The organism is Pandoraea cepalis (assembly GCF_902459665.1).
Taxonomy (GTDB): Bacteria; Pseudomonadota; Gammaproteobacteria; order Burkholderiales; family Burkholderiaceae; genus Pandoraea; species Pandoraea cepalis.
Map to the genome: position 1 here is coordinate 103,094 of NZ_CABPSL010000010.1, position 23,785 is coordinate 126,878.

The following is a 23,785-nucleotide window of genomic DNA, read 5'->3' on the forward strand; positions in this document are numbered from 1 at the left end:
CTCCAATGCCGATGGAATTCCTGCTCAATTTCGTTTCCCGCATGATTTCCCGCCGTGCCTTGCGCCTGGCGCTCGCCGGCGTACTCAGTGGGTGCGCTCTGGTCAGCGGCGCCGCGCATGCCTTCTCGTTCGACGACGTTGCCAAGCAGGCGCGCACGCTTGCGAACAGCCGCTACAAGCCGAAGGATCCGAATCTTCCGAAGGCGCTGCAGAACCTCTCGTACGATCGCTATCGCAATATCCGCTTCAAGCCCGAAAAGGCGCTGTGGCGTGCGCAAAAGCTGCCGTTCGAGCTGATGTTCTTCCATGAGGGCTCGTACTACGACCGTCCGGTGAAGATCAACGAGTTGGCCGGCAACAGTGTGCGCGAACTGCGCTACAGCCCCGACATGTTCGATTTCGGTGCGCTGAAGGTCGATCCCAAGCAGTTGCGCGGGCTCGGCTTTGCGGGGTTCCGCATCCACTTTCCCGTGAACACCCCGAAATACAAGGACGAAGTGATGGTCTTCCTCGGTGCGAGTTATTTCCGCGCGCTGGGCAAGAATCAGACCTACGGCTTGTCCGCGCGCGGGCTGGCACTCGACACCGCGCTCAATTCCGGCGAGGAGTTTCCGCGCTTCACCGAGTTCTGGATCCAGCGTCCGGCCCCTGGCGCCAAGGAGTTGACGATCTACGCGTTGCTCGATTCGCCGCGTGCGACAGGCGCCTATCGCTTTACGCTGCGTCCGGGCGTCGATACGACGGTGGACGTGAAGGCCGAACTGTTCCTGCGTGAGAACGTCACCAAGCTGGGCATTGCGCCGCTCACGAGCATGTTCTTCTTCGGCGAGAACCAGCCCGCGGCGGTGCCCGACTATCGTCCGGAAGTGCATGACTCGGATGGCCTGTCCATCGAGTCGGGCACCGGCGAATGGATCTGGCGTCCGTTAGTCAATCCGAAGCGCCTGCTCGTCTCCTCCTTCGCGTTGACGAACCCGGCCGGATTTGGGTTGCAGCAGCGCGACCGTGACTTTGGCGACTACCAGGATCTGGAGGATCGCTACGAATCGCGCCCGAGCGCCTGGGTCGAGCCCAAGGGCAAGTGGGGGCCGGGCCGGGTGGAGTTGGTGCAGATCCCGACCCCCGACGAGACCAACGATAATATCGTGGCGTATTGGGTGCCGGATGCGCCGCCCAAGCCCAAGCAACCGTATCCGATCGAATACCGGCTGTCGTGGCAGAAGGACAACGACAAGCGCCCGCCGATGGCGTGGGTGTCGCAAAGCCGGCGGGGGCACGGCTACCGGGGAAAACCAGACGACAGTCAGCTGTTCGCGCTCGATTTCGAAGGTCCGGCGCTCAAGAAACTGCCGGAAGATGCCAAGGTCGAAGGGAACGTATCCATCGATGGCAATGGCAAGATCCTCGAAGTGCAGACGCAGCGCAATGACGTCACGGGAGGCTATCGCGTCATGCTCCGCATGCGCCGCCTCGATGCCGAGAAACCCGTCGAAATGCGCGCTTACCTGCGCAACGGCAGTAACACCCTATCCGAAACGTGGAGCTACCTGTTACCCCCCGAATGAGCGACCGTTCCGACATTCCGGTCGACGAGTTGTACGTCGACCGGCTGCCACTGCCCGCCGAGAAGCGCCGCGCCCTGTTGGCTCAAGCCAGGCGTGACGGCGGCGATTCGCTTGACGTCCTCACACGCTTGCAGCGTTTGCTCGCCGCGCGCGCTGTGAACGGCGCGGGCGATGTGCCGCCTGATGCCGACGATGCCACGGCCGATGCCGCCAGCGCGGCGCTCGCCGAGGCCGCGGGGCAGTCCGCCGCGCAGGCCGACATACCCGTTGCCACGGTCGGCGTGGCGACGGCCGCGTGGCATGCGCACAATATCGAGGAGATCGAATCCGGCAGCGACGCGGTGCTTGCCTCGCAATCGGTGCGTCTCGCGCTCACCGACGGCGGATCGCTCGCCGCCGCTGCCGGATTGAACGAAGTGCGTGGCGTACAAACCTTGCGCACCGCACCGCCGGTGCGCCGCACGTCACTCATTCCGCGCGCCTGGTCACTCAATCCGCTCGCGCGACTGTGGCGCAAACTGACCGGCCGCGAAAATCCCGATCCGCTCGTGCGCGACGCCCCGGATCCCAAAGGCCGATGGTCTCAAGCGGGCCGACGCCGGCGCTGGACGCTGCTCGTGCTGATGATCGCGCAGACGGCGCTGGCCACCCATTTCATGGCGTCGGTGCTGCCGTATCACGGGGCCGATCCGCTCGAATTCTCCGTGCTCGTGCTGTTCGTGCTGCTCTTCGGCTGGGTTTCGGCCGGGTTCTGGACGGCGATCTTCGGCTTCTTCGTGCTGCTGTTCGGCGGCGAACGCCACATGATCTCGAAGATGGCCGCAGGCGATGCGCCGATCGCACCGGAGGCGCGCACCGCGCTCGTGATGCCGATATGCAACGAAGACGTCGGCCGCGTGTTCGCTGGGTTGCGTGCGACCTACGAATCGCTGGCCAAGACCGATTCGCTCGAACGCTTCGATTTCTTCATCCTGTCCGATTCGAACGAGGCCGACAATTGCACGGCCGAAGTCGACGCGTGGCAGGCGCTATGCCGCCAGGTGAACGGCTTCGGCCGTATCTTCTATCGTCGCCGTCAGCGTCGCGTGAAGCGCAAGAGCGGCAACCTCGACGACTTTTGCCGCCGCTGGGGCAGTGACTATCGCTACATGCTCGTACTCGACGCCGACAGCGTGATGAGCGGCGAATGTCTGACGAAACTGGTGCGCATGATGGAAGCGCACCCGAGCGCCGGCCTGATTCAGACCGCGCCGCTCGCCGCCGGACGCGAAACGTTTTACGCGCGCCTGCAGCAGTTCGCCGGTCGCGTGTACGGCCCGCTGTTCACGGCCGGCCTGCACTATTGGCAATTGGGCGAATCGCACTACTGGGGCCACAACGCGATCATTCGCATGGCGCCGTTCATGGCGCATTGCGCGCTTGCCCCGCTGCCGGGCAAAGGCGCCATGTCGGGCGCGATTCTCTCGCACGACTTCGTCGAGGCGGCGCTGATGCGACGCGCCGGCTGGGGCGTTTGGATTGCCTACGACCTGCCCGGCAGCTACGAGGAAATGCCGCCGAACCTGCTCGACGAACTCAAGCGCGACCGCCGCTGGTGCCAGGGCAACCTGATGAATTTCCGGCTGTTCCTGGCCGAGGGCATGCACCCGGTGCACCGCGCGGTGTTCGTCACCGGGGCGATGGCCTACGTGTCAGCGCCGTTGTGGTTCATCTTCCTGATCCTCTCGACGTGTCTGCTCGCCAAGCACACGCTGGTCGTGCCCGAATATTTCACGGCGCCGCGACAACTGTTCCCGGTCTGGCCGGAGTGGCATCCCGAGCGCGCGCTCGCATTGTTCTCGGCAACGGCCACGCTGCTCTTCCTGCCGAAGATCCTCGCCGTGGTGCTGATCTGGGTAAAGGGCGCGAAACGTTTCGGCGGGGCATTCGCGGTGACGGTGAGCATGTTCATCGAACTCGTGTTCTCGGCCGTGCTCGCCCCGGTGCGCATGCTGTTCCATACGCAGTTCGTGCTGGCGGCGCTCACCGGCATTGCGATTCAATGGAAGTCGCCGCCGCGTGAAGACGCCGAGACGCACTGGGGCGAAGCGATTCGCCGCCACGGCCTGCATACCCTGATCGGGCTGGGGTGGGGGGGCGTCGTCTACTGGCTCAACCCGGACTTCATTTGGTGGCTGATGCCCATTGTCGGATCGATGGCGATCTCGATTCCCGTGTCGGTGTTCTCCAGCCGGGTGTCGCTGGGGCGCGCGCTCAAGCGTGCGCGGCTATTCCTGATTCCGGAAGAGTCATGGCCGCCCAAGGAGCTGCGCATGACGGAAAAATACACGGAGGACGCGCGCCAGCATGTGACCTTTGTCGACGCCGTCGTCGACCCGATGGCCAACGCCCTCGTGGCCGCGAGCGTGGTGCCGACCCTTGACGACGTGAAGCGCGACGCCCGGCGTGCCGGCCGTGTCGAGACCGCGTTGCTCAAGGGACCGGCGAAGCTGACGAACACGCAGAAGTGGGAGTTGCTCAACGACCCGCGCGCGCTCGCAGCGCTCCATCTGCTCGTGTGGACGGACCCGCGTGCGCATCGCGATTGGCGCGACGCGCGCACCGATGGGCTGTCGCAGGGCTTTCTCGCGTCGGCCTGACCGGCAGACAGGCAGAGGCTGGCGGCAAGGAAAAAACGGCAAGGCATCGCGCCTTGCCGTTTTTTCGTTTGCGGTATTCGCCCGCCGGGAGAGACGGGCCGCGGCACTGAATTATCGCGAGGGCAGGAAGTCGCGGGGGTTGAACGGCGTGCCCTTCTGGCGCACCTCGAAGTGCAACTTGACCGTGCCATGCGAGTCGGTGTCGCCCATCTCGGCGATCTTCTGGCCCTTGCTGACCGACGCCCCTTCCTTGACCAGAATGGCGCGGTTGTGCGCGTAGGCGGTGAGGTACCCGTTCTCGTGCTGCACCATCACCAGGTTGCCGTATCCGCGCAACCCGCTGCCTGCATAAACCACCTTGCCGGCGGCTGCCGCATAGATCGGGTCGCCCGCTTTGCCGCCGATATCGACGCCCTTGTTGCTGCTGCCATTGAAGTTTGCCAGCACCGGGCCATTGGCGGGCCAGACCATCGGAATCCGGTTGGTCGCCGTGCGTGGGGCAGCGGGCGCGGGAGCCGGCTTCGGGGTCGGGCGGGCTTGCGGTGCCGGTCTGGCGGCGCCGGGCGCGGCGGCCGCCGCACCGGCCGGCGGCACGACACGCAGCACCTGACCGACTTCGATCTTGTCGGGATCGGTCAGGCCGTTCCAGCGCACCAGATCGGCGGCACTGGTATTGTTGGCGCGCGCGATGCCATAGAGGGTGTCGCCGGACTGCACGCGATAGCTTCCGGCGGGCACCGGGCCATAGGTCGGTGACCCGGCGCAGGCGGCGAGCGTCAGGCAAATGGCCAGACTGAGCGCGTGCGTGCGGCAACGGGACACCCAAGCCGGTTGGCTTGGCGTACGAGCGTCAGACGGCGACGGCGAGGGGCGCATGAGGCGAGTAGACTCCATCCGTAGGCGGGTATGGGGGTTGAGTGGCGCGGGCGCGGGAAAAAACGCCCATTGTACGGGCAGCAACCCTGGCTCGAACACCCGAAGCCCGCCCAAATCTCCCGCGAGGGCGAGAAATTGTTACGAGATTTGCAGGCCTTACCCTGTTGACAAACGACGCGTCTACACGTATAAAACCAACTGCAGATTGTCAAGCCGCGAAGTTGTTGTCAGACGTAGTTTTCCTGCTTCTCGCTGGTTTCTAGTCCTTCATTTTCCCTTGATTGTCAGCGCTCACGGGGTTATTTCGACCTCAAGCTATTGTTTTATTAGGAAAAAATATGGAAACCGGTATTGTTAAGTGGTTCAACGACGCAAAGGGCTTCGGCTTCATTACCCCGGACGCCGGCGGTGAAGACCTGTTCGCTCACTTCTCGGAAGTGAAGGTTGACGGCTTCAAGTCGCTGCAAGAAAACCAACGCGTGTCGTTCGAAGTCAAGACTGGCCCGAAGGGCAAGCAAGCTGCGAACATCAAGCCCATCTAATTGGCTTGAACGCATTTCCGTGATGCCGCGCCAGCCTTAGGCGAGGCGGCGTCCCGAGATCAGCAGGCCCGATGACGAAAGTCATCGGGCCTGTTTGTTTTTTGGCGTCTTTTTCGATTCGCATGAGACGTGCACGCGGACGATGCGACTGTCGCGGTTCGACGCTACAATGCCTGATCGAATTCGCGTGAGCCCTCGCGTGAGCCCTTTTCCGAGGCAATCATGAGCTTGCAAACATGGTGGCTGTATGTCGTCACCGTTTTTTTCGTCTCGGCGACGCCGGGACCGAACATGTTGCTCGTCATGACGCATGGCGCGCGTCACGGGCTGCGTCCGTCGCTCGGCACGATGGCCGGCTGCATGACGGCACTCATCGCCATGATGTCGGTTTCCGCGGCCGGACTGGGCGCCGTGCTCCGCGCGTGGCCAATGTTGTTTGACACGCTGCGCTACGTCGGTGCGGCATATCTTGTCTATCTCGGCTACAAGAGCTGGCGCTCACCCGTGGACGCGAATGCCGCGGCGCCGTCCGACGTGCCCGCCACGGCCGTGGATTCGAGCTTCGGCAAACTCTTCAAGTCGGGCTTCCTGGTCGCGGGCAGCAACCCGAAGGCCATTCTCTTCGCCGCGGCGTTCCTGCCGCAGTTCATCGACCCAACCGCCGCCAAACTCCCGCAGTTCTCGATTCTGCTCGGCACGTTCGCGGTGATCGAGGTGAGCTGGTATCTGGTCTACGCCACCGGCGGGCTACGCATCGCGCCGTACTTGCGCGAAGCGCGTGTGCTCAAGGCATTCAATCGCATCAGCGGCGGCGTGTTCATGGGTTTCGGCGCGTTGATGGCCGCGGTACATCGCTGATCCGACGGTAGCGTGCGGCAAAGGTCCGAGGGCGCGTCCGGGGTGTGGCGCGCGACACGGGACACCGCAAGTTTGTGGGTTGGAGCCCTCAATATTCCGGGCCAGCGACCGTTAACGTTTTTGACCAGATACATGAGACGGTGCACCAGCGCCGACAGACACGCATTCGCACAGTGACGTCGTGAGGCGTCACGTGTTGCCGAGACTTTAATACGTACGGCTTGCGCCGCCCGGCGTGGTCCGTCACGGGGACAATTAGAAGATCAGGTATGGAAATGACAGAACCGCAGGTGACACCGGCGCCCACGGACAACGAAACGCAACTGCATGATTCGTATCGCATCAGCAATCCGCTGGAAATTGGCGGCGTGCTGCGCCATCTGGCGACCCGTGGCGATTTCATGACGGTGTACTTCGCGAACGGGCAGCGGCAACTCGTCACGCGCCTGCTCAAGGTCGAGCCGCAAGTGCGCGGCTTTTATTTCGACTGGGGCGGTGTGGAGGCGGAGAACCGGGCGCTGCTTGCCAACAAGCGCGCGCTGTTCGTTGGCGTGCCCGAAGGCATTCAGGTGCATTTCCCCATTGGCGATGTCGAGGAGCGCGAGTTCGAAGGGTATCCCGCCTTCTACGCCTCGTATCCGGAAACGCTCGTGCGTTTGCAGCGCCGCGATTACTTTCGCGTGAAAACGCCGATCCTTGATCCATACCCGTGCACGGTCAAATTCCCCGACGACACGCCGATGCGCCTGTCGGTGTTCGACCTGTCGCTCGGTGGCGTTGGCTTGCGCACGAAGGCCGATGCGGCGGCCGAAATTCCGAAGGGCTCGATGCTCATGCACGTCGAGATCGAATTGCGCGACTACGGCACCGTCCAGGTGGACCTGGAAGTCTGTGCCATTCGCACGGTGCCGTTGGCGAAGGACGTCGAGTATCACATCGGCTGCCGCTTTATCGCGCTGTCGCGTACCGCCGAGTCGCGCCTGCAAAAGCTCATCACGCAGCTCGAACTCAATCGCAAGGCATTCGCGCGCGGCTAAGCGTTCGGTGTAATGCGATCCAACCGGCGCGTGCCTCTGCGGCGCCGGTTCGGTTCGCCGAGCGCTGCTGCGGGCGCGTCAATCGTCGCGTTGCCGGGTGACAGCGTGGGGCGGTTCGCCACGGGCTTCTCGTACCCCGTCGGGATAGATGCGTACCAGCACGATACGCGGCCCCTGCATCTTCTTCACGACAACGGAGAAGCCTTCGAAGTCGACCTTCTGGCCCTCGTGCGGCAAGTAGCCCAGCACGTCCATGATCAGGCCACCCACCGATTCCGCGTGCTCGCTGGGGATCTCGATGCCCAGCGAGCGTTCCAACGTCAGGATGGGTAAGCTGCCCCGGCCGATGAGCGTGCCATCTTCCATGTGGGTCCAGTCGTCTTCCGTCTGGCGGAATTCGTCGCGGATCTTGCCGACAAGCGCCGAGAGCAGGTTGTCGAGCGTCAGGAAGCCGATGGGCTTTTGGTCCGGCCATCCCACGATCGCGAAGTGAGGTGCGCCCCGGCGAAATCGGCGGAACAGCTCACGCGCCGGCATGTCGGGTTTCACGCGCTCCACGGGCCGCGCCATACTGCCCAGATCCTCGATCGATTGACCATGATGCTCCGCGAGGAACAGATCTTTCAGGTGCACCACGCCGAGCACGGTTTCGCCATCGTTGTCGAAGAATGGGTAGCGGCTGTAGCGGTGACGATAGGCCGTATCCATGTTCTGCGCGAACGTTGCATTGCGCCGGAAGCTGGCTACTTCGCTCATCGGATGCATGAGATCGGAGACGGTCAGATCGCTGAAGTCGATGGCGTAGGCGACCACATTCCAGTCGTCGCGCGACAGTTTCTCGCTCGATGCCCCCCGGCGCATGATCAGCTTGATTTCGTCGGCCGAGTAATGAGCATCGGTGCCGTGCGACGGATCGAGACCTGTCCAACGCAGCAGGCGGTTGGCGCTGTGGTTGAGAATCCAGATCGCCGGATACATCAGCCAGTAAAAGCCATAGAGCGGGGCGGCTGTCCAGACGGAGACGATTTCCGGCATGCGCAGGGCCATCGACTTCGGCGCGAGTTCGCCCACGACAATGTGCAGGTACGAAATCGTGAAGAATGCGATGAAGAAGGCGAGCGCATGAATCAGCTCCGCCGAGTTGACTCCCAGCGCGGCGAATAGCGGCGTGAGAATGCGCGCAAACGCGGGCTCACCGATCCAGCCCAGACCGAGCGAGGCGAGGGTGATGCCGAGCTGGCACGCGGAAAGGTAGGTATCGAGCTGGCTGTGAACCTTGGCCAGGATACGGCCGCGCCAACCGCGTTGGCGGGCGATGACATGAACGCGCGTCTGGCGCAGTTTGACGAGGCCAAATTCCGCCGCCACGAAGAAGCCGTTGAGCAACACCAGCAGTATCGCAGCGACGATCAGTAAAAAGTTTTCCAAAATATATGAAATGGGACATCAGGCCCGTCAGTATAAGTGACATTCGCCTGCGGAAATCAATTGCCGTGACGTTCCGGTGTGTTGTCAGTTAATTGCGTGGGATTCAAGGGGCTTTCGCGGTGGATGTCGGCAAGACTGCGCGACTCAACGGCGGTCGATGGCCCGCCAGCCGGGCATGGCAAAGGCGTCGACGAGAAAGTCGATGAGGGCGCGGACCTTGGCGCTCAGGTACTTGCGCGAAGGATAGACGACGTAGACACCCATCTCGCCCTGCGTGTATTCGGGCAGGAATTCGACGAGGCGGCCGTCGCGCAAGGCGTCTTGCACGAGAAACGCCGGTTGCAGGATGATGCCCGCCCCGGCAACGGCGGCGGCCAGACAGGTATCGCCGTTGTCGGCGATCAGCCGCGCGCGCGTGCGCACGGAAACCGGGCCGTCAGGGCCGTCGAAGCGCCATTCGCGCCGATGCGAGAAGTAGCTGTAGCCGACGGTCTCATGATGGGCCAGTTCGCTGGGATGCGGTGGCGTGCCATGCTGCGCGAGATAGCCGGGCGAGGCGCACAGCACCAGCCGGGTACCCGCGAGCCGCCGATGCACCAGCGACGAATCGGGCAGGCGCGTGATCCGAATGGCCAGATCGTAGCCTTCGTCAACGATATCGACGAGGCGATCGCTCAGCGTGATATCGAGCGAGACTTGCGAATGTCGCGAGAGAAACGTGGGCCAGAGCGGCGCGAGATGCAGCACACCGAAGGTGTGCGGGGCGTTGATGCGCAGCGGCCCGGCCGGCAGACCGTCCTGCTCGCCCGCCATGGCATCGGCCTCGTCGAGTTCGGTGAGGATCTGACGGCAGCGCTCGACGTAACGCTGGCCCGGCTCGGTGAGCGACAGGCGTCGCGTGGTGCGTTGGAGCAAACGCGTGCCCAGACGCGCCTCGAGATCGGCCACGTAACGCGAGATGGCCGTCTTGGAGATGCCCAACGTTGCGGCGGCCTTCACGAAGCTGCCCGACTCGACCACGGCAATGAAGCTCTCGATCTCGCGAAGTTTGTTCATGCCGGGGCGGGGCTCCTCAGGAATGCGCACCGCGATGCGCGATCAGGCCGGTGGCCGGACAGGCGACGGCGCCGACGATGCCGCGACGGACAGGCCTGTCGCGACACCCCCGGTGCCGATGTCGTTATTGTGCCAGCGCGCTCACTTCGGCGAGCGACGGGGCGGCGTTGCCGAACGCGAACGCGTCCATGCGCAGCGCGCCGTAGGTGGCGCCGGTGTCGAAGTGCGTCTGACGGGCGGCATTGTCGGCTGCGCCCAGGGCAATATAGAGCGGCAGCAGATGCTCGTCGGTCGGATGAGCGCGCTCGGCGTACGGTGCGCGGGCGCGATAGTCGAACAGGGCATCGAGGTCCATCGCCGCGAGATGCTCGGTGAACCAGGCGACGAATTCTGCCAGGTAGGGCGCGTCGGCACGGTCCTCCGACGGGGCGCGGAACACCTCGTGCAGGTTGTGGGTGAAGCTGCCCGACGCGAGGATGAGCGTGCCGTCCTGCGCGAGCGGCGCCAAGTGCTGTCCGAGCCGATATTGCTGCTCGGGACGTTCGTGCCGTTGCAGCGACAACTGGGTGACCGGGACGTCCGCATCCGGGTAGAGGTAGCGCAGCGGCACCCAGGCGCCGTGATCGAGACCCCACTGGTCGTCGGTCGTCGCGGGCAGACCCGCGTCGCGCAGCATTTGCACCGTGCGCTCGGCGAGCGCGGGCGCTCCCGCGGCCCGGTACTCCAGTGCGTAAAGCTCGCGCGGGAAGCCGCCGAAATCGTGGATCGTGCGTTGTTGCGCCAGACTGCCCACGCGCAGGGCCGGCGTCGACCAATGCGGCGAAATCACGAGGATCTCGCGCGGACGCGGCACCGCACGCCCCAACGCCGTCAACAGTGGGCCGGTGCGGCCCGGATCGACCGCGAGCAACGGCGAGCCGTGGGAGACGAAGAGGGTAGGAAGGGCAGACATGGCAATGACTCCGGCAAAAGAACGCTAACGAGAACCTGACGAGGCCATCAGGCGGTGCGCGCGCGGCGTACCGCGCAAGCGCCGTCCCCGAGCAGGGCCAGAACCAACAGCGCCACCAGCCAGAACGCGGGGAATTCCCAACCGCCGCCCTTGTTGGTGAACATCCAGCCATTGTGGCCGTGCACCGATACGATGGTGCCGAGCATCAACGCCGCCAGCGGCAACGCCGCCCAGCGCGCATAAAAGCCCGCGATCAGCATCAGGCCGCCGATCAGTTCCAGCGCCATCGTGACATAAGCGACGAACGGCGGCAGGCCCAGCGAGCCCATGAAGCCGACGAATCCGGGCACGGTAAATACGAACACCTTGAGCGACAGATGGGCGAGGAAGAGGATACCCAGCGATACGCGCAGCAACAGTGCGGCGTAGGGGGCGGTTTTGTTGTCGATCATGACAGGCTCCGGCAAAGGAATCGAAGTAAGGGTCGGCTCAGCCATCAATGCGATGACTGACTTGGCTTCGATTTTAGGGAGTGCCATCGTTTAGATAAACGGGCATATTGGGGATTGATTGTCCCTTGTATGGGGACAATCAATCGTTGCCGCGGAGGTGAATCGGGATGATCGCGCTGGCGCTCAGGCCGACGCGATCATCCGGTCGAGCAGTTCGATCCAGTGTTGAACCGGCGCGTGATCGCGCGCGTGCTCGCCCTTGGCGGTCGCCTGCAAATGACAGATGCAGCCGACGTTGGCGGAGACGACCAGTTCGGGCTCGAGGGCGTCGAGCGCCTTCCACTTCGCGTCGCGCAGTTGATGCGACAACGTTGGCTGCGTGACCGAATAGGTGCCCGCGGAGCCACAGCAGATATGGCTGTCCTGCGGCAGCATGACGCTCACGCCAACCCCGGCGAGCACCTTCTCCACCACGCCCTTGAGTTGCTGGCCGTGTTGCAGCGTGCAGGGGGGATGGTAGGCAATCTTGCCGGTTTTGCGGCTCGGCACGCGCTGTTGCAGGGCTTCCAGGTTATCGAGCAGCACTTCCGACAAATCTCGTGCGAGTTCCGAGACGCGTTGCGCCTTGCCTGCGTATTGCGGATCGTGACGCAGCAGATGGCCGTACTCCTTGACCGTCGCGCCGCAGCCCGACGCGTTGATCACGATGGCTTGCACACCCGCTTCGATCTCGGGCCACCAGGCATCGATGTTGCGGCGCGCATCGTCGAGACCGTCGTCCTGATAGTTCAGATGCAGGCGGATCGCGCCGCAGCAACCGGCAGTCGCCGGACGCACCATTTCGATCTCGAGTGCGTCGAGCACGCGGGCGGTGGCCTTGTTGACGTTCGGCAGCATGGCGGGCTGCACGCAGCCTTCGAGCATCAGCATGCGACGGGTGTGCGTGCCCTGCGGCCAACTGCCCGAGCGCTGGCGATGCGGCACCTTCTCGCGCAGCGAGCGCGGCAGCAGTGACCGGAACTGCTGGCCCAGGCGAAGGGCCGGCGAGAACAGCGTACGATTGGGCAGCACGCGGGCGAGCGTCCAGCGCAGCGCGCGCTCACCGGCGGGGCGACAGACCTTGGCGTCGACATGACGGCGGCCGATGTCCACGAGCCGGCCGTATTGCACCCCCGACGGGCAGGTTGACTCACAACTGCGGCAAGTCAGGCACCGATCCAGGTGGCGCTGCGTTTCACGCGTCACGGGCTGGCCCTCGACCATCTGCTTGATGAGATAGATGCGCCCGCGCGGGCCGTCGAGTTCGTCGCCCAGTAATTGGTAGGTCGGGCACGTGGCGGTGCAAAAGCCACAATGCACGCAGTTGCGGAGAATGGCTTCGGCTTCGTCGCCGTCTGGCGTTTGGCGGAGAAAGTCTGCGAGGTTCGTTTGCATCGTCGTCTTTAGCGGTACAGCCGATGGCGGTTGAAGATGCGGCTCGGGTCGAACGTGTGCTGCAAACGCTTGCCGATAGCGTGCAGCGCGGCCGATGGCGGGGTAAATACGCCAGCCGACTTGTCGCCGTGGCGAAACAGCGTAGCATGCCCGCCCACCGCTGCGGCAATCGCGCGCACATCGGCGGCGGCGCGCGGTGTGATCCACCAGCGTTGCGCACCCCCCCATTCGATCAGGTGTTCGTCACCGTGAGCGAGTGGCGGCGTGGTCGAGGGCACCGACAGACGCCAAAGCGGTTGGCCGTCTCCCTTGATCGGCGCGCTCGCGAAGAACGGGTGCGTCTGCTCGCGCAGGGTCTGCCAGAACGCATGCGCTTCGAGGGCATCGACAGGTTCGCCACCCATCGTGGCGCGCGCTGCGGCGATGGCCGCCGCGGCACCGCCAAGGCGCACGCGCAGCACGCCGTCGTGCCACGCCGAACCCATCAGGGGCAGCGGCTGAGCGGCCCAGCGGTTGAGTTGCTCGATGGCTTGTGCCTGCGGCAGTTCGAACTGCAGCGTGGACTCGGCCACCGGGCAGGGCAATACTTTGATCGAGAGTTCGAGCAAGACGCCGAGCGTGCCGAGCGCGCCGGCGAGCACCCGGGAGATGTCGTAACCCGCGACGTTCTTCATGACCTGCCCACCGAAATGCAGCACTTGGCCCTGACCGTTCATGACGACGGCGCCGAGCACAAAGTCGCGCGGTGCGCCGACGTGCGGCCGGCGAGGGCCGGCAAGGCCGGCCGCAATGCAGCCGCCGAGCGTTGCCCCTGACCCGAAATGGGGCGGCTCGAACGGCAGAATCTGCCCGCGCGCGCCCAGCGCCGATTCGATCTCGGTCAGTGGCGTGCCCGCGCGGGCGGTGATCACCAGTTCGGCCGGATCGTACGAAACGATGCCGCGATACGCACGCATGTCGAGCGGCTCGCCCGTGGGCGTCTGGCCGTACCAGTGCTTGGTGCTGCCACCCTGGATGTCAAGCGGTGTGCCGCTGGCGGTGGCGGCGAGCACGCGCTCGCGTATCGCGGCGAGCACTTGCGCCGCCGCTTGCGTATCCACGTCGGGCAACGCGAGGGAAGGGGCTTGCGACATCAGAACCTCGGCAATTCGGGATGGGGCAACAGGCCGCCGCGCACGTGCATCTTGCCGTACTCGGCGCAGCGCGCACGTGTGGGAATGCCCTTGTCGGCGTTGAGCAGGCCGGCGGGGTCGAAGGCACGCTTCACGCCAAAGAAGGCATCGCGCTCTTCCGGCGAAAATTGCACGCACATCGCGTTGATCTTCTCGATCCCCACGCCATGCTCACCGGTCACCGTGCCCCCCAGCGCCACACAGGCTTCGAGAATGTCGCTGCCGAACGCTTCGGCGCGGTGCCACTCGTCGAGATCGTTGCCGTTGAACAGAATCAGCGGGTGCATGTTGCCGTCGCCGGCGTGAAAGACGTTGATACAGCGCAGGCCGTATTGCACTTCCATCGCTTCGATGCGCTTGAGCAGCGTGCCGATGGTCCGGCGCGGGATCGTGCCGTCCATGCAGTAATAGTCCGGCGAGAGTCGTCCGGCGGCGGGGAAGGCGTTCTTGCGTCCGGACCAGAAGCGCAGACGTTCGGCTTCCGATGTGGACACCTGGATGCGCGTGGCGCCCGACGCCCGCAGCACCGCCGAAACCCTTGCGATTTCCTCCGCGACTTCTTCGGGCGTGCCGTCCGACTCGCACAGCAGAATGGCGGCCGCGTCCAGATCGTAGCCTGCGTGAACGAACGCCTCCACTGCCTGGGTGGCCGGCTTGTCCATCATCTCCAGGCCGGCCGGGATGATGCCCGCCGCGATGATGGCGGCGACGGCGTTGCCGCCCGCCTCGACATCATCGAAGCTGGCCATGATGACTTGCTGCACCTGCGGCTTCGGCACGAGCTTCACGGTAATTTCCGTGACCACGCAGAACATCCCTTCGCTTCCGATGAACACGGACAGCAGGTCGAGTCCCGGGGCGTCGAGGGCGTGCGAGCCGAATTCCACGATTTCGCCGTCCATCGTTACGGCGCGCACACGCAGGACGTTATGCACCGTCAGGCCGTATTTCAGGCAATGCACGCCCCCGGAGTTCTCTGAGACGTTGCCGCCGATCGTGCAGGCAATCTGCGACGATGGATCCGGTGCGTAGTAAAGCCCATAAGGCGCGGCCGCTTCGGAGACGGCGAGGTTGCGCACACCGGGCTGAACGGTGGCGGTGCGTGCGTAGGGATCGACTTCGATAATGCGTTTGAATCGGGCAAGCGAGAGCACGATGCCGTCGGTGATCGGCATGGCGCCGCCCGACAGCCCCGTGCCGGCGCCGCGCGGCACGACGGGCACATTGTGCGCGTGGCAGGCCCGCAGGATGCGGCAAACCTGATCCTCGTCGGCAGGTAGTACCACGGCAAGCGGGAGCTTGCGGTAGGCCGCCAAGCCATCGCATTCGTACGGCGTGATCTGTTCGCGGTCGGTCAGCCACTGAGCGTCGGGCACGGCGGCACGCAGTGCCGCGAGCCGGGCGGCGCGCGTGGTGTCGTCAATCGTCTCGAAGACCGGCTCGTCGTCGACGCGCATGGGCACCGGCGGCGAAGCTGACGACGACGAGACCGGGCGCGGCGGACTCAGCGGCGCGGAGGGAGGCGGGGGCAACGCATTCGATGTCATCAGGCGGGCTCTCGGACCATCGTTAACGTGGGGCGACGTTTCGCGGATTGTTGGTCTACTGGTAGACTGGTAGACTGGTCGACCAGTTGTCGAATGATGCTATCGTAAAGGGAATGATCCGATTTCGACTACAGGGTAAACCCTTGATATGAGGGGCATCCCTGAGCGAAGCCGGGCATCTGGCTGCGCGCCTGCCCTGAGCGAAGCGTCATCCTGTATCGTCGTGTCTGTGATTTTTCCGTCGAGAACCGAAGCCGACATGTCGTCCAACGAGTCGTCCTTGCCTATGTCTTCCTTCCCTGCCAGCGAATCTTCGGGCACCGCCGCGAGTTTTGCGCCGGTCACGCCGCCGCCGCGTCTGCGTCTGTCCGACATGGTGTACGAACAACTGGAGACGATGGTCGTCGAAGGCCGGCTCGCCCCCGGCTCGGCGCTGCCGTCCGAGCGCGATCTGGCGCAGCAGATGGGCGTGTCGCGCCCGTCCCTTCGCGAAGCGCTACTGCGACTGGAGTCGCGTGGCCTGATCGTGGGGCGCGCCGGTGGCGGGTATCTGGTCGCCAATGCCAGCCAGCCGCTGCTCGCGGAACCGTTGTCTCAATTGATGTCGCGACACAGCAAGACCGTCGACGACGTGCTGGAAATGCGCGAAGTGCTCGAAGCCAAGGCGGTCGAGCTGGCGGCCGCACGGGCAACGCCCGAGGACATCGCGCGGCTCGCACAAGCGCTGGAAGCGCTCGAAGCGGCCTATGCCGCAGGGCGCGATGGTCTGGACGGCGAGGGCGAGGCCAAGGGACAGTCGTTGCTCACCCGCGTACCCGAACTCGACGCGCATTTCCATCTGGCGCTGGCGGAAGCCACGCACAACCTTGTGCTGGTGCACCTGATGCACGCGATCTTCGAGCTGTTGCGCGGCTCGGTGGTCGACAACTACCGCGCCATCGTCGGCCATGGCGCGGATCTGGCCGAGCTGATCGAACAGCACCGTCGCATCTTCACCGCCGTGGCGTCGCACGACGCCACCGTTGCGCAACGTTCGCTGCGCGAACATCTCACCTTCATTCGCAACCACTCAGGCGACGTCGAGCCGGTCTAACGCAATTTTTCTTGCCGGCGAGTCACCTCGCCGACGGTTGGCGGACCCCCCTAAAACATCATCGTTTTCCCTGAGCCTGCACCCGGCGGTGCGATACCACCTGAGGGGGTGTCACGCCTCGTTCCGGCGCGCAATGTCCTGCAAGGCCCCGATTTCCGTGCGTTTGCCGGTTATCGGGCGCTTACCCCGACGCCGTCCAGGCGTCCGAATCGGGGCCGACGGCAACCGGAATGCGGGCGCTCTCGGGTTGACAGTGCCCCGGTCATGGACTACTTTTGGAACCATAAAAATACTTAATTCGATATATTGAATCTTGTATATCAGATGAAAGGCGCCAAAATGGTCCCGATAAGACTCGTGAATTCCTTCGGGCAAGGGCTGAATCGACGCCGTATTTTCTGGAGACATTCGTTGGGTAAGCACGCATTTCCTTTCGGGCAGCTTTCATGCGACGGTTTATCCGCACCGGCTGCCCTGTCGTATCCGCCGTTGGCGTCTGAGTTGGTGGTTCAGCGCTGCGGTCTTCCTCATCTCCCTGCCGCCCGTTGTGGGCAGGCGATCCGGCGATCACGCGTCTGCGAGGCGCGCTCGCCTGAGTGATGGGACGTGGCCTGCGATGTGACTCATGGGAATCCATCGCGACCCGCTGACAGCGCAGGCCGTTTCCCACTCGAATTGATTCACCCGTCACCCTTCGGCAGCCGGCAACTTGCCGGCGCGGGCCTAAAGCCCGCGTCGCCGCGCCGAAGTGGCGGCCGGAAGCGTCCTTTGGCGCTTCCGAAAGTCAGTCAGCCGGGGCTCAAGCCCTGCGAGCGCGCCGCCAGGCAGCGTTCCGTGATCAAGCGGCCATGCATGAGCCGCATGTAGCGCCAGGAGGCGTGTCGTATGCGCGATTCCCCCACGTTGGGGCGCGAGACGGCACGCGATGACGGCGGGTACCGCACAACGAAGCGCGGGCCGGCGTCAATCGTCTGACAGGAACAGGAGGCAAGTCATGCAAGCAAATGGACAACCGGAGGAGAAGACCTCTTTTCTGGGAGGGCGCTGGTCACAACTGGTGATCGGCATCATCTGTATGGGCCTGGTGGCCAATCTGCAATATTCGTGGACGTTGTTCGTCGAGCCGATGCAGGCGAAGCATCACTGGGGCGTCGCGGCCATTCAGGTGGCGTTCTCGATCTTCATCGTGGTGGAAACCTGGCTCGTGCCGATCGAAGGCTGGCTGGTTGACCGCTTCGGGCCTCGGCCGGTGGTGGCGGGTGGCGCGATTTGCGTTGGCCTGTCGTGGATCATGTACTCGTACGCCGAAACGCTCGCCGTGCTGTACACGGCGGCCGTGATCGCGGGTATTGGCGCTGGGTGCGTGTATGGCACCTGCGTGGGTAACGCACTGAAGTGGTTCCCGGACAAGCGCGGTCTGGCCGCCGGTCTGACCGCCGCCGGGTTCGGCGCCGGTGCCGCGATCACGGTGATTCCGATTGCCAATATGATCCGTGGATCGGGTTACGAGGCAGCGTTCTTCAACTTCGGCATCGTGCAGGGCGTGGCGATCTTCATCCTCGCGTTGTTGCTCGTGAAGCCGCGTGCGCCGAAGGGCCTGACCGTGTCGCGCCGCACTCTGTCGACGAAGGTGGACTACAGCTCGGGGCAGATGATTCGTACGCCGGTGTTCTGGGTGATCTATGTTTGCTTCGTCGCCGTGGCCGCTGGCGGTCTGATGGCGACGGCGCAGATCGGCCCGATCGCGAAGGATTTCGGTATCGCATCGATGCCGATGACCCTCTTCGGTGCGACGCTGCCGCTGCTCACGATGACGCTGTCGATCGACAATCTGTGCAATGGCTTTACACGCCCGCTGTGCGGCTTCGTCTCGGACAAGATCGGACGTGAGAACGCCATGTTCATCATCTTCCTGGGTGAAGGGCTGGCGATGCTGGGCTTGATGCACTTCGGTCAGAACCCGTACATGTTCGTGTTCTTCGCCGCGATGACGTTCCTGTGCTGGGGCGAGATCTTCTCGATCTTCCCGGCGCTGTGTGCGGACACGTTCGGTAGCAAGAACGCGGCGTCGAACGCGGGTACGCTGTACACGGCCAAGGGTACGGCATCGTTGCTGGTGCCGCTGGCCTCGGTGCTCGCCGTCGGCGGTCACTGGGATCGTGTGTTTATCGCGGCGGCGATCATCAGCATCGCCGCGGCCGTGGGCGCGAAGTTCGTGCTCGCGCCGATGCGCCGACGCTGGATTGAAAGCGTGAACAGCAACGAGGTGCAGGCCTCGGCGAATCGCCCGGTCGCGATGGGGGCGCCCGCAAGCGAGTAAGCACGTTGTTCAGGAAGTCAGAGAGCGGGGCGCCGGAGACGGTGCCCCGTTTTTGTTTGCGCGCTCGGCGGGAGGGGGTGTTCGACCGATGCTGCGGGCGCCACCGAAAACAAAAAAGCCTCGCCGATCGGCGAGGCTTTCTGCGTTTTGGCTCCTCGACCTGGGCTCGAACCAGGGACCTACGGATTAACAGTCCGGCGCTCTACCAACTGAGCTATCGAGGATCAAACTTGGGTGCCGCACGCCGCTGTCACGGCGCATCGACTAAAACAAAAGCCTCGCGTGCGCGAGGCCATCGCTTTGAAATGCTTGGCTCCCCGACCTGGGCTCGAACCAGGGACCTACGGATTAACAGTCCGGCGCTCTACCAACTGAGCTATCGGGGATCAAAAGAGAAAGAGATTATAGGGGCGGCGTTCGCACACTGTCAACACCGGGTGCGCATTTTTCTGCGCGTGGCGCGCGACGTCCGCCCAAGTCGCCCGAGGCTTAGCGCTCGAGCAAATGAAGCTTTTCGGTGACGTCCTTCCACTGATCCGCGTCGGGCAGGGACGGCTTGGTCTTGGTGATGCTCGGCCAGTTCGGGGACAGTTCCACGTTCAAGGCGATGAAGGCTTGCTGGTCGCCCGGCACGTCTTCTTCGGCATAAATGGCGTTCACCGGGCACTCGGCCACGCAGACGGCGCAGTCGATGCACTCGTCCGGATCGATGGACAGGAAGTTCGGGCCTTCGCGGAAGCAGTCCACGGGGCAGACGTCCACGCAATCGGTGTATTTACATTTGATGCAGCTTTCGGTGACAACGTGCGTCATGCCAACAACTCCAGAGTAGGGCGCGAAACGGCTTCGAACGGCCGTTAAAGGCATTATTGTAACGCAGCCAGGGGCGGCAGGTGCGAGAGCCGAAGCGCTTCGCGCGCACGCCGCGGCGTCACCCGGTGCCCGGCGCGGACGTCATGCGTGACACCGCTTTGCGGTACGATGTCTGCTCTTCCCGCGCGCCGCGTCGTGGCTGTCTTGCCGATCGGCAGCGTGCGCTGCTTTCTGTTGCGTGTTCCTCGCGAAGTCTGTCGTCATGATCATCACGTCGCTGCTCGATACCGATCTCTACAAGTTCACGATGATGCAAGTGGTGCTGCATCATTTTCCCGCAGCGCAAGTCGAATACCGCTTCAAGTGTCGCACCGAAGGTGTGGACCTCACGCCGTATGTCGACGAGATTCGCGATGAGATCCGCCTGCTGTGCGGATTGCGCTTTACCGAGTCCGAACTTCGTTACCTCGGTGCGATGCGCTTCATCAAGAGCGATTTCATCGACTTTCTCGACCTGTTCCATCTGAACGAGAAGTACATCACGGTGCAGCCCTCGCCAAAGGGCAACGGCGAGATCGACATCACGATTCGCGGGCCGTGGCTGCATACGATCCTCTTCGAGATCCCGGTGCTCGCCATCGTCAACGAAGTGTATTTCCGCAACACACAGCGCAAGCCGGCCTACGACGAAGGCCGTCAGCGGCTCAAGGACAAGATCGGCATGCTGGCGGGCCGCGTCGATTATCGTGACTGCAAGATCGCCGATTACGGTACGCGACGCCGCTTCTCGAAGGAGTGGCACGAGGAAGTGATTCTCACGCTGCGCGACGAACTGGGCGAACAGTTCGCGGGCACGAGCAACGTGTACTACGCGCTCAAGCTCGGGCTCACGCCGCTCGGCACGATGGCCCATGAGTACCTTCAGGCCTGTCAGGCGCTCGGGCCGCGTCTGCGCGACTCACAGATCTTCGGCTTCGAGACGTGGGCGAAGGAGTATCGCGGCGACCTCGGCATCGCGCTGTCCGACGTCTACGGCATGTCCGCCTTTCTGCGTGACTTCGATATGTATTTCTGCAAGCTGTTCGACGGTGCGCGTCATGATTCCGGCGATCCGTTCATCTGGGGTGAGCGCCTGCTGGCGCACTACGCAGAGAATCGCGTCGACGCGCATACGAAAACCATGATCTTCTCGGACGGCCTCGATATTCCGAAGGTCCTTCAGCTTTTCGAGCGGTTCCGCGACCGTTGCAAGCTCGCCTTCGGCGTGGGAACGAACCTCACCAACGATCTGGGCTATCAGCCGTTGCAGATCGTCATCAAGATGGTGCGCTGCAACGGTCAGCCGGTGGCGAAGCTCTCGGACTCGCCGGGCAAGAATATGTGCGACGACGATGCTTATCTGGCGTATCTGCGTCAGGTATTCGAGATCGCGCCGGCGTCAGCGGCCGGCGTGTGACGTTCGATGCCTGCCGCCTGGTCCGAGCGTCGCGCCAGAGCATTCCGATAGTGCGCGAACGTGCGTCGCGCCCGCAAGGGCAGCCGTTATAATTGCGCATCGCCCGCCGAACTTGCAACGGTGGCCTTTCGAGAGACGATAAGCGACGACGTTGGCCGCACACCGGCACGTCGGCTTCACAGGACAGCCCATGGATACCTCCGACGCCCGCAATCGCATCTTTGCCCGCATCCGCAATGCTCAGCATCGTCCCGATGCCGCGCGCGCGAACGAGCAGGCGGCGGCAGAGGACTACCTGGCACGGCATCCGCAGGGACCGCGTCCGGCCATGTCGGACGATCTCGTCGCCACGTTCATCGACAAGGCGCAGGCGCTCTCGACGACGATCACGCGCGTGCCGGGCATGAGCGGCGTGCCGGTCGCGGCCGCGACGTATCTCCAGGCCAACGGCCTCACGGACCAGGCGGTGGCGTGGCCGACCTTGCGCGAACTCGATTGGGCGAATGCGGGGTGTCGCGTGGAATTCCGCAAGCCGCAGGGCGACGATCTGGTCGGCATCACCGGTTGCTTCTGCGCCATCGCTGAAACCGGCGCGTTGATGATGATGTCGGGCCCCGAGACATTTGCGTCGGCCACCCTGTTGCCCGAAACGCATATCGCGGTTGTGCCCGCGTCGCGCATCGTCGCCGGCCACGAGGACGGCTTCGCGCTCATGCGTAGCGAGCGCGGTCAACTCTCTCGGGCCACGAACTTCATTGCGGGCCCGTCGCGGACGGCCGACATCGAACAGACGCTGGTGCTGGGCGCCCACGGTCCCTACCGAGTGCATCTCATCATCGTCGACGGTGCCTGAGGCACGACGCCGTTGCATCGGCCCGCGACCGCGGGCCAACACCCAATGACTCCTTGCACCAGCGCGAATGCCGATACGCGATGGGGGGAAGGCTTTCGAGAATCGCCCGCCCGCTTCGGTATTTGATCCGCCGGGCCGTGCGGGACCTTGGTTTGAGATATTTCCCAAGGTTGCGCCATTTCGGGCACTCCTGCTTTGCGGGCGACTCGTACATCGTCGACGATCAATCAATAGGAACCAAGAACAATGCACAAGGGGATAGGGCGCATATTGGGAGCGGCGGGGCTGGCATTGGCAAGCCCCGCGGCGTTTGCTGCCGGGCCGGACGGCGCACAACTCGTCGCCTGGTGGGGCGTGCCGTTTGCCGGACTGCTGCTCTCGATCGCGATTGGGCCGCTGCTGGCGCCGGCGTTCTGGCATCACCATTTCGGCAAGATCGCGGCGTTCTGGGGCGCGGCATTCCTGGTGCCATTCGCATTGGTGTTCGGCGTGGGCGCGGCCTGGTATGGCGCTGTGCATGCCGTTGTCGCGGAGTACATACCGTTTGTCGTTCTGCTTACGGCGCTGTTCACCGCGGCTGGCGGCATCTGCGTGCATGGCAACCTGCGCGGCGGGCCGTGGCTCAACACCGGGCTGCTGACGCTGGGCACCGTGCTGGCCAGCATCATGGGCACGACGGGCGCGGCGATGCTGCTGATCCGTCCGCTTATCCGCGCAAACGACAACCGCAAACACAACGTGCACGTCGTCGTGTTCTTTATCTTCCTTGTGGCGAACGCCGGAGGCTCGCTGACGCCGCTGGGCGATCCGCCGCTGTTCCTTGGCTTCCTGCAAGGGGTCGACTTCTTTTGGACGACCGCGCACATCTGGCCTGAGACGCTGTTCATCTGCGCGGTGCTGCTGGTGCTGTTCTTCCTGATCGATAGCTACTACTTCCGGCAGAAGAGCGAGCCTCTGATCGAGGCAATGGATCCGACACCGCATTCCGCGCCGCTGCGACTCGAAGGCAAGCGCAACTTCGTGCTGCTTGCCGCTGCCGTGGGGCTCGTGCTGATGAGCGGGGTCTGGAAGCCGGGCGTCGACTTCGATATCTTCGGTACACCGGTCGCGTTGCAGAACCTCGCGCGCGACGTCGGGCTGATCGTGGTGACGTTGATGTCGCTGGCGATCACGCCGCGCACGGCGCGCGAGGGTAACGACTTCAATTGGGCGCCGATGAAGGAAGTCGCCAAGCTGTTCGCCGGTATCTTCCTGACCATCATCCCGGTGGTTGCCATTCTGCGAGCGGGGGAAGCCGGCGCGCTTGGCTGGGTCATTCGTCTTGTCACGGGGCCGGGCGGTGCGCCGGACAACGTCATGTATTTTTGGGCGACGGGCCTGCTCTCGTCGTTCCTCGACAATGCGCCGACGTATCTCGTGTTCTTCAATACCGCTGGCGGCGATGCCGCAACGCTGATGACCACCGGTGCGGCAACGCTCGCGGCGATTTCGGCCGGTGCGGTGTTCATGGGCGCGAACACCTACATCGGTAACGCGCCGAACTTCATGGTGAAAGCCATCGCGGAGCAACGTGGCATTCGCATGCCGAGCTTCTTTGGCTATATGCTGTGGTCGGGCGCGATTCTTCTGCCGCTGTTCGTATTGACGACCCTGATATTCTTCTGAGCCGCGATGGTGTGACGCGGTCAACCT

Annotated in this window: 19 protein-coding genes and 2 tRNA genes; 10 read left to right on the forward strand and 11 right to left on the reverse strand. The window is 63.9% G+C overall.

Features of this window, described 5'->3' with window-relative positions:
- The first annotated feature begins 5 nt into the window (after window positions 1-5).
- On the forward strand, window positions 6-1,565 hold the full coding sequence (locus PCE31106_RS14120; protein ID WP_437343816.1) for a glucan biosynthesis protein G: 1,560 nt from the start codon (window positions 6-8) through the stop codon (window positions 1,563-1,565).
- On the forward strand, window positions 1,562-4,204 hold the full coding sequence (gene mdoH, locus PCE31106_RS14125) for a glucans biosynthesis glucosyltransferase MdoH (protein ID WP_150563676.1): 2,643 nt from the start codon (window positions 1,562-1,564) through the stop codon (window positions 4,202-4,204). The genes PCE31106_RS14120 and mdoH overlap by 4 nt, the downstream gene beginning before the upstream one ends.
- A 111-nt stretch (window positions 4,205-4,315) precedes the next feature.
- On the opposite strand, the gene PCE31106_RS14130 is transcribed toward mdoH, so the two are convergent.
- Window positions 4,316-5,080 carry a M23 family metallopeptidase gene (locus PCE31106_RS14130; RefSeq protein ID WP_150563677.1) on the reverse strand — a complete coding sequence of 255 codons (765 nt, stop codon included), beginning with the start codon at window positions 5,078-5,080 and terminating at the stop codon, window positions 4,316-4,318.
- A 338-nt stretch (window positions 5,081-5,418) separates the two neighbouring features.
- Here PCE31106_RS14130 and PCE31106_RS14135 point away from each other — a divergent pair, with 338 nt between their 5' ends.
- From PCE31106_RS14135 to PCE31106_RS14145, 3 genes are all read left to right on the forward strand, one after another.
- The gene (locus tag PCE31106_RS14135; RefSeq protein ID WP_010805153.1) at window positions 5,419-5,622 is read left to right on the forward strand and encodes a cold-shock protein; all 204 of its coding nucleotides are present in this window, start codon (window positions 5,419-5,421) and stop codon (window positions 5,620-5,622) included.
- Window positions 5,623-5,844: 222 nt separating this feature from the next.
- Window positions 5,845-6,480, forward strand: a complete 636-nt coding sequence (locus PCE31106_RS14140; protein ID WP_017232470.1) for a LysE family translocator — start codon at window positions 5,845-5,847, stop codon at window positions 6,478-6,480.
- A 269-nt stretch (window positions 6,481-6,749) separates the two neighbouring features.
- The gene (locus PCE31106_RS14145) at window positions 6,750-7,517 is read left to right on the forward strand and encodes a flagellar brake protein (RefSeq protein ID WP_017232471.1); all 768 of its coding nucleotides are present in this window, start codon (window positions 6,750-6,752) and stop codon (window positions 7,515-7,517) included.
- A gap of 78 nt (window positions 7,518-7,595) precedes the next feature.
- Here the strand turns inward: PCE31106_RS14145 and PCE31106_RS14150 are convergent, their stop codons facing one another.
- The 7 genes from PCE31106_RS14150 to PCE31106_RS14180 form a co-directional block, all read right to left on the reverse strand.
- Window positions 7,596-8,945 (reverse strand): hemolysin family protein, encoded by a 1,350-nt coding sequence (locus PCE31106_RS14150; protein ID WP_085982673.1) that lies wholly within the window; start codon window positions 8,943-8,945, stop codon window positions 7,596-7,598.
- Between the two features lie 144 nt (window positions 8,946-9,089).
- Window positions 9,090-10,001, reverse strand: a complete 912-nt coding sequence (locus tag PCE31106_RS14155; RefSeq protein WP_017232473.1) for a LysR family transcriptional regulator — start codon at window positions 9,999-10,001, stop codon at window positions 9,090-9,092.
- Window positions 10,002-10,125: 124 nt separating this feature from the next.
- On the reverse strand, window positions 10,126-10,953 hold the full coding sequence (locus PCE31106_RS14160) for a dioxygenase family protein (protein ID WP_150563678.1): 828 nt from the start codon (window positions 10,951-10,953) through the stop codon (window positions 10,126-10,128).
- Window positions 10,954-11,000: 47 nt separating this feature from the next.
- Window positions 11,001-11,405: a DoxX family protein gene (locus PCE31106_RS14165; protein WP_150563679.1), complete on the reverse strand. Its 405-nt coding sequence runs from the start codon at window positions 11,403-11,405 to the stop codon at window positions 11,001-11,003.
- 183 nt (window positions 11,406-11,588) lie between these two features.
- Window positions 11,589-12,839 (reverse strand): glycolate oxidase subunit GlcF, encoded by a 1,251-nt coding sequence (glcF, locus tag PCE31106_RS14170; protein WP_150563680.1) that lies wholly within the window; start codon window positions 12,837-12,839, stop codon window positions 11,589-11,591.
- Window positions 12,840-12,847: 8 nt separating this feature from the next.
- A complete protein-coding gene (glcE, locus tag PCE31106_RS14175; protein WP_150563681.1) occupies window positions 12,848-13,972 on the reverse strand; it encodes a glycolate oxidase subunit GlcE in 1,125 nt (374 codons plus the stop codon).
- Window positions 13,972-15,468, reverse strand: coding sequence for an FAD-linked oxidase C-terminal domain-containing protein (locus PCE31106_RS14180; RefSeq protein WP_150563709.1), 1,497 nt, complete (start codon window positions 15,466-15,468; stop codon window positions 13,972-13,974). The genes glcE and PCE31106_RS14180 overlap by 1 nt, the downstream gene beginning before the upstream one ends.
- A 376-nt stretch (window positions 15,469-15,844) precedes the next feature.
- Between PCE31106_RS14180 and PCE31106_RS14185 the strand changes: the two genes are divergently transcribed.
- Both PCE31106_RS14185 and oxlT read left to right on the forward strand, forming a co-directional pair.
- Entirely contained in the window at window positions 15,845-16,651 is an 807-nt protein-coding gene (locus PCE31106_RS14185) for a FadR/GntR family transcriptional regulator (protein WP_017232478.1), read from the forward strand.
- A gap of 994 nt (window positions 16,652-17,645) precedes the next feature.
- Window positions 17,646-18,971, forward strand: a complete 1,326-nt coding sequence (gene oxlT, locus PCE31106_RS14190) for an oxalate/formate MFS antiporter (protein ID WP_150563682.1) — start codon at window positions 17,646-17,648, stop codon at window positions 18,969-18,971.
- 148 nt (window positions 18,972-19,119) lie between these two features.
- Here the strand turns inward: oxlT and PCE31106_RS14195 are convergent.
- From PCE31106_RS14195 to fdxA, 3 genes are all read right to left on the reverse strand, one after another.
- Window positions 19,120-19,195: transfer RNA gene (locus tag PCE31106_RS14195), tRNA-Asn, on the reverse strand.
- Between the two features lie 86 nt (window positions 19,196-19,281).
- Window positions 19,282-19,357 (reverse strand) — tRNA-Asn (locus PCE31106_RS14200).
- Window positions 19,358-19,460: 103 nt separating this feature from the next.
- Entirely contained in the window at window positions 19,461-19,784 is a 324-nt protein-coding gene (fdxA, locus tag PCE31106_RS14205) for a ferredoxin FdxA (protein ID WP_017232480.1), read from the reverse strand.
- A gap of 262 nt (window positions 19,785-20,046) precedes the next feature.
- On the opposite strand from fdxA, the gene pncB reads away from it, so the two are divergent.
- From pncB to PCE31106_RS14220, 3 genes are all read left to right on the forward strand, one after another.
- A complete protein-coding gene (gene pncB / locus PCE31106_RS14210) occupies window positions 20,047-21,240 on the forward strand; it encodes a nicotinate phosphoribosyltransferase (protein ID WP_150563683.1) in 1,194 nt (397 codons plus the stop codon).
- Window positions 21,241-21,430: 190 nt separating this feature from the next.
- A complete protein-coding gene (locus tag PCE31106_RS14215; protein WP_150563684.1) occupies window positions 21,431-22,093 on the forward strand; it encodes a LutC/YkgG family protein in 663 nt (220 codons plus the stop codon).
- Between the two features lie 246 nt (window positions 22,094-22,339).
- On the forward strand, window positions 22,340-23,758 hold the full coding sequence (locus PCE31106_RS14220; protein WP_150563685.1) for a sodium:proton antiporter: 1,419 nt from the start codon (window positions 22,340-22,342) through the stop codon (window positions 23,756-23,758).
- Window positions 23,759-23,785 lie beyond the last annotated feature (27 nt).

Excerpts from the sequence above, each read along its gene's own strand:
- PCE31106_RS14120 (WP_437343816.1), top strand. The coding sequence starts at position 6 with ATGCCGATGGAATTCCTGCTCAATTTCGTTTCCCGCATGATTTCCCGC.
- mdoH (WP_150563676.1), top strand. The coding sequence starts at position 1,562 with ATGAGCGACCGTTCCGACATTCCGGTCGACGAGTTGTACGTCGACCGG.
- PCE31106_RS14130 (WP_150563677.1), bottom strand. The coding sequence starts at position 5,080 with ATGCGCCCCTCGCCGTCGCCGTCTGACGCTCGTACGCCAAGCCAACCG.
- PCE31106_RS14135 (WP_010805153.1), top strand. The coding sequence starts at position 5,419 with ATGGAAACCGGTATTGTTAAGTGGTTCAACGACGCAAAGGGCTTCGGC.
- PCE31106_RS14140 (WP_017232470.1), top strand. The coding sequence starts at position 5,845 with ATGAGCTTGCAAACATGGTGGCTGTATGTCGTCACCGTTTTTTTCGTC.
- PCE31106_RS14145 (WP_017232471.1), top strand. The coding sequence starts at position 6,750 with ATGGAAATGACAGAACCGCAGGTGACACCGGCGCCCACGGACAACGAA.
- PCE31106_RS14155 (WP_017232473.1), bottom strand. The coding sequence starts at position 10,001 with ATGAACAAACTTCGCGAGATCGAGAGCTTCATTGCCGTGGTCGAGTCG.
- PCE31106_RS14160 (WP_150563678.1), bottom strand. The coding sequence starts at position 10,953 with ATGTCTGCCCTTCCTACCCTCTTCGTCTCCCACGGCTCGCCGTTGCTC.
- PCE31106_RS14165 (WP_150563679.1), bottom strand. The coding sequence starts at position 11,405 with ATGATCGACAACAAAACCGCCCCCTACGCCGCACTGTTGCTGCGCGTA.
- glcF (WP_150563680.1), bottom strand. The coding sequence starts at position 12,839 with ATGCAAACGAACCTCGCAGACTTTCTCCGCCAAACGCCAGACGGCGAC.
- glcE (WP_150563681.1), bottom strand. The coding sequence starts at position 13,972 with ATGTCGCAAGCCCCTTCCCTCGCGTTGCCCGACGTGGATACGCAAGCG.
- PCE31106_RS14180 (WP_150563709.1), bottom strand. The coding sequence starts at position 15,468 with ATGCGCGTCGACGACGAGCCGGTCTTCGAGACGATTGACGACACCACG.
- PCE31106_RS14185 (WP_017232478.1), top strand. The coding sequence starts at position 15,845 with ATGTCTTCCTTCCCTGCCAGCGAATCTTCGGGCACCGCCGCGAGTTTT.
- oxlT (WP_150563682.1), top strand. The coding sequence starts at position 17,646 with ATGCAAGCAAATGGACAACCGGAGGAGAAGACCTCTTTTCTGGGAGGG.
- fdxA (WP_017232480.1), bottom strand. The coding sequence starts at position 19,784 with ATGACGCACGTTGTCACCGAAAGCTGCATCAAATGTAAATACACCGAT.
- pncB (WP_150563683.1), top strand. The coding sequence starts at position 20,047 with ATGATCATCACGTCGCTGCTCGATACCGATCTCTACAAGTTCACGATG.
- PCE31106_RS14215 (WP_150563684.1), top strand. The coding sequence starts at position 21,431 with ATGGATACCTCCGACGCCCGCAATCGCATCTTTGCCCGCATCCGCAAT.
- PCE31106_RS14220 (WP_150563685.1), top strand. The coding sequence starts at position 22,340 with ATGCACAAGGGGATAGGGCGCATATTGGGAGCGGCGGGGCTGGCATTG.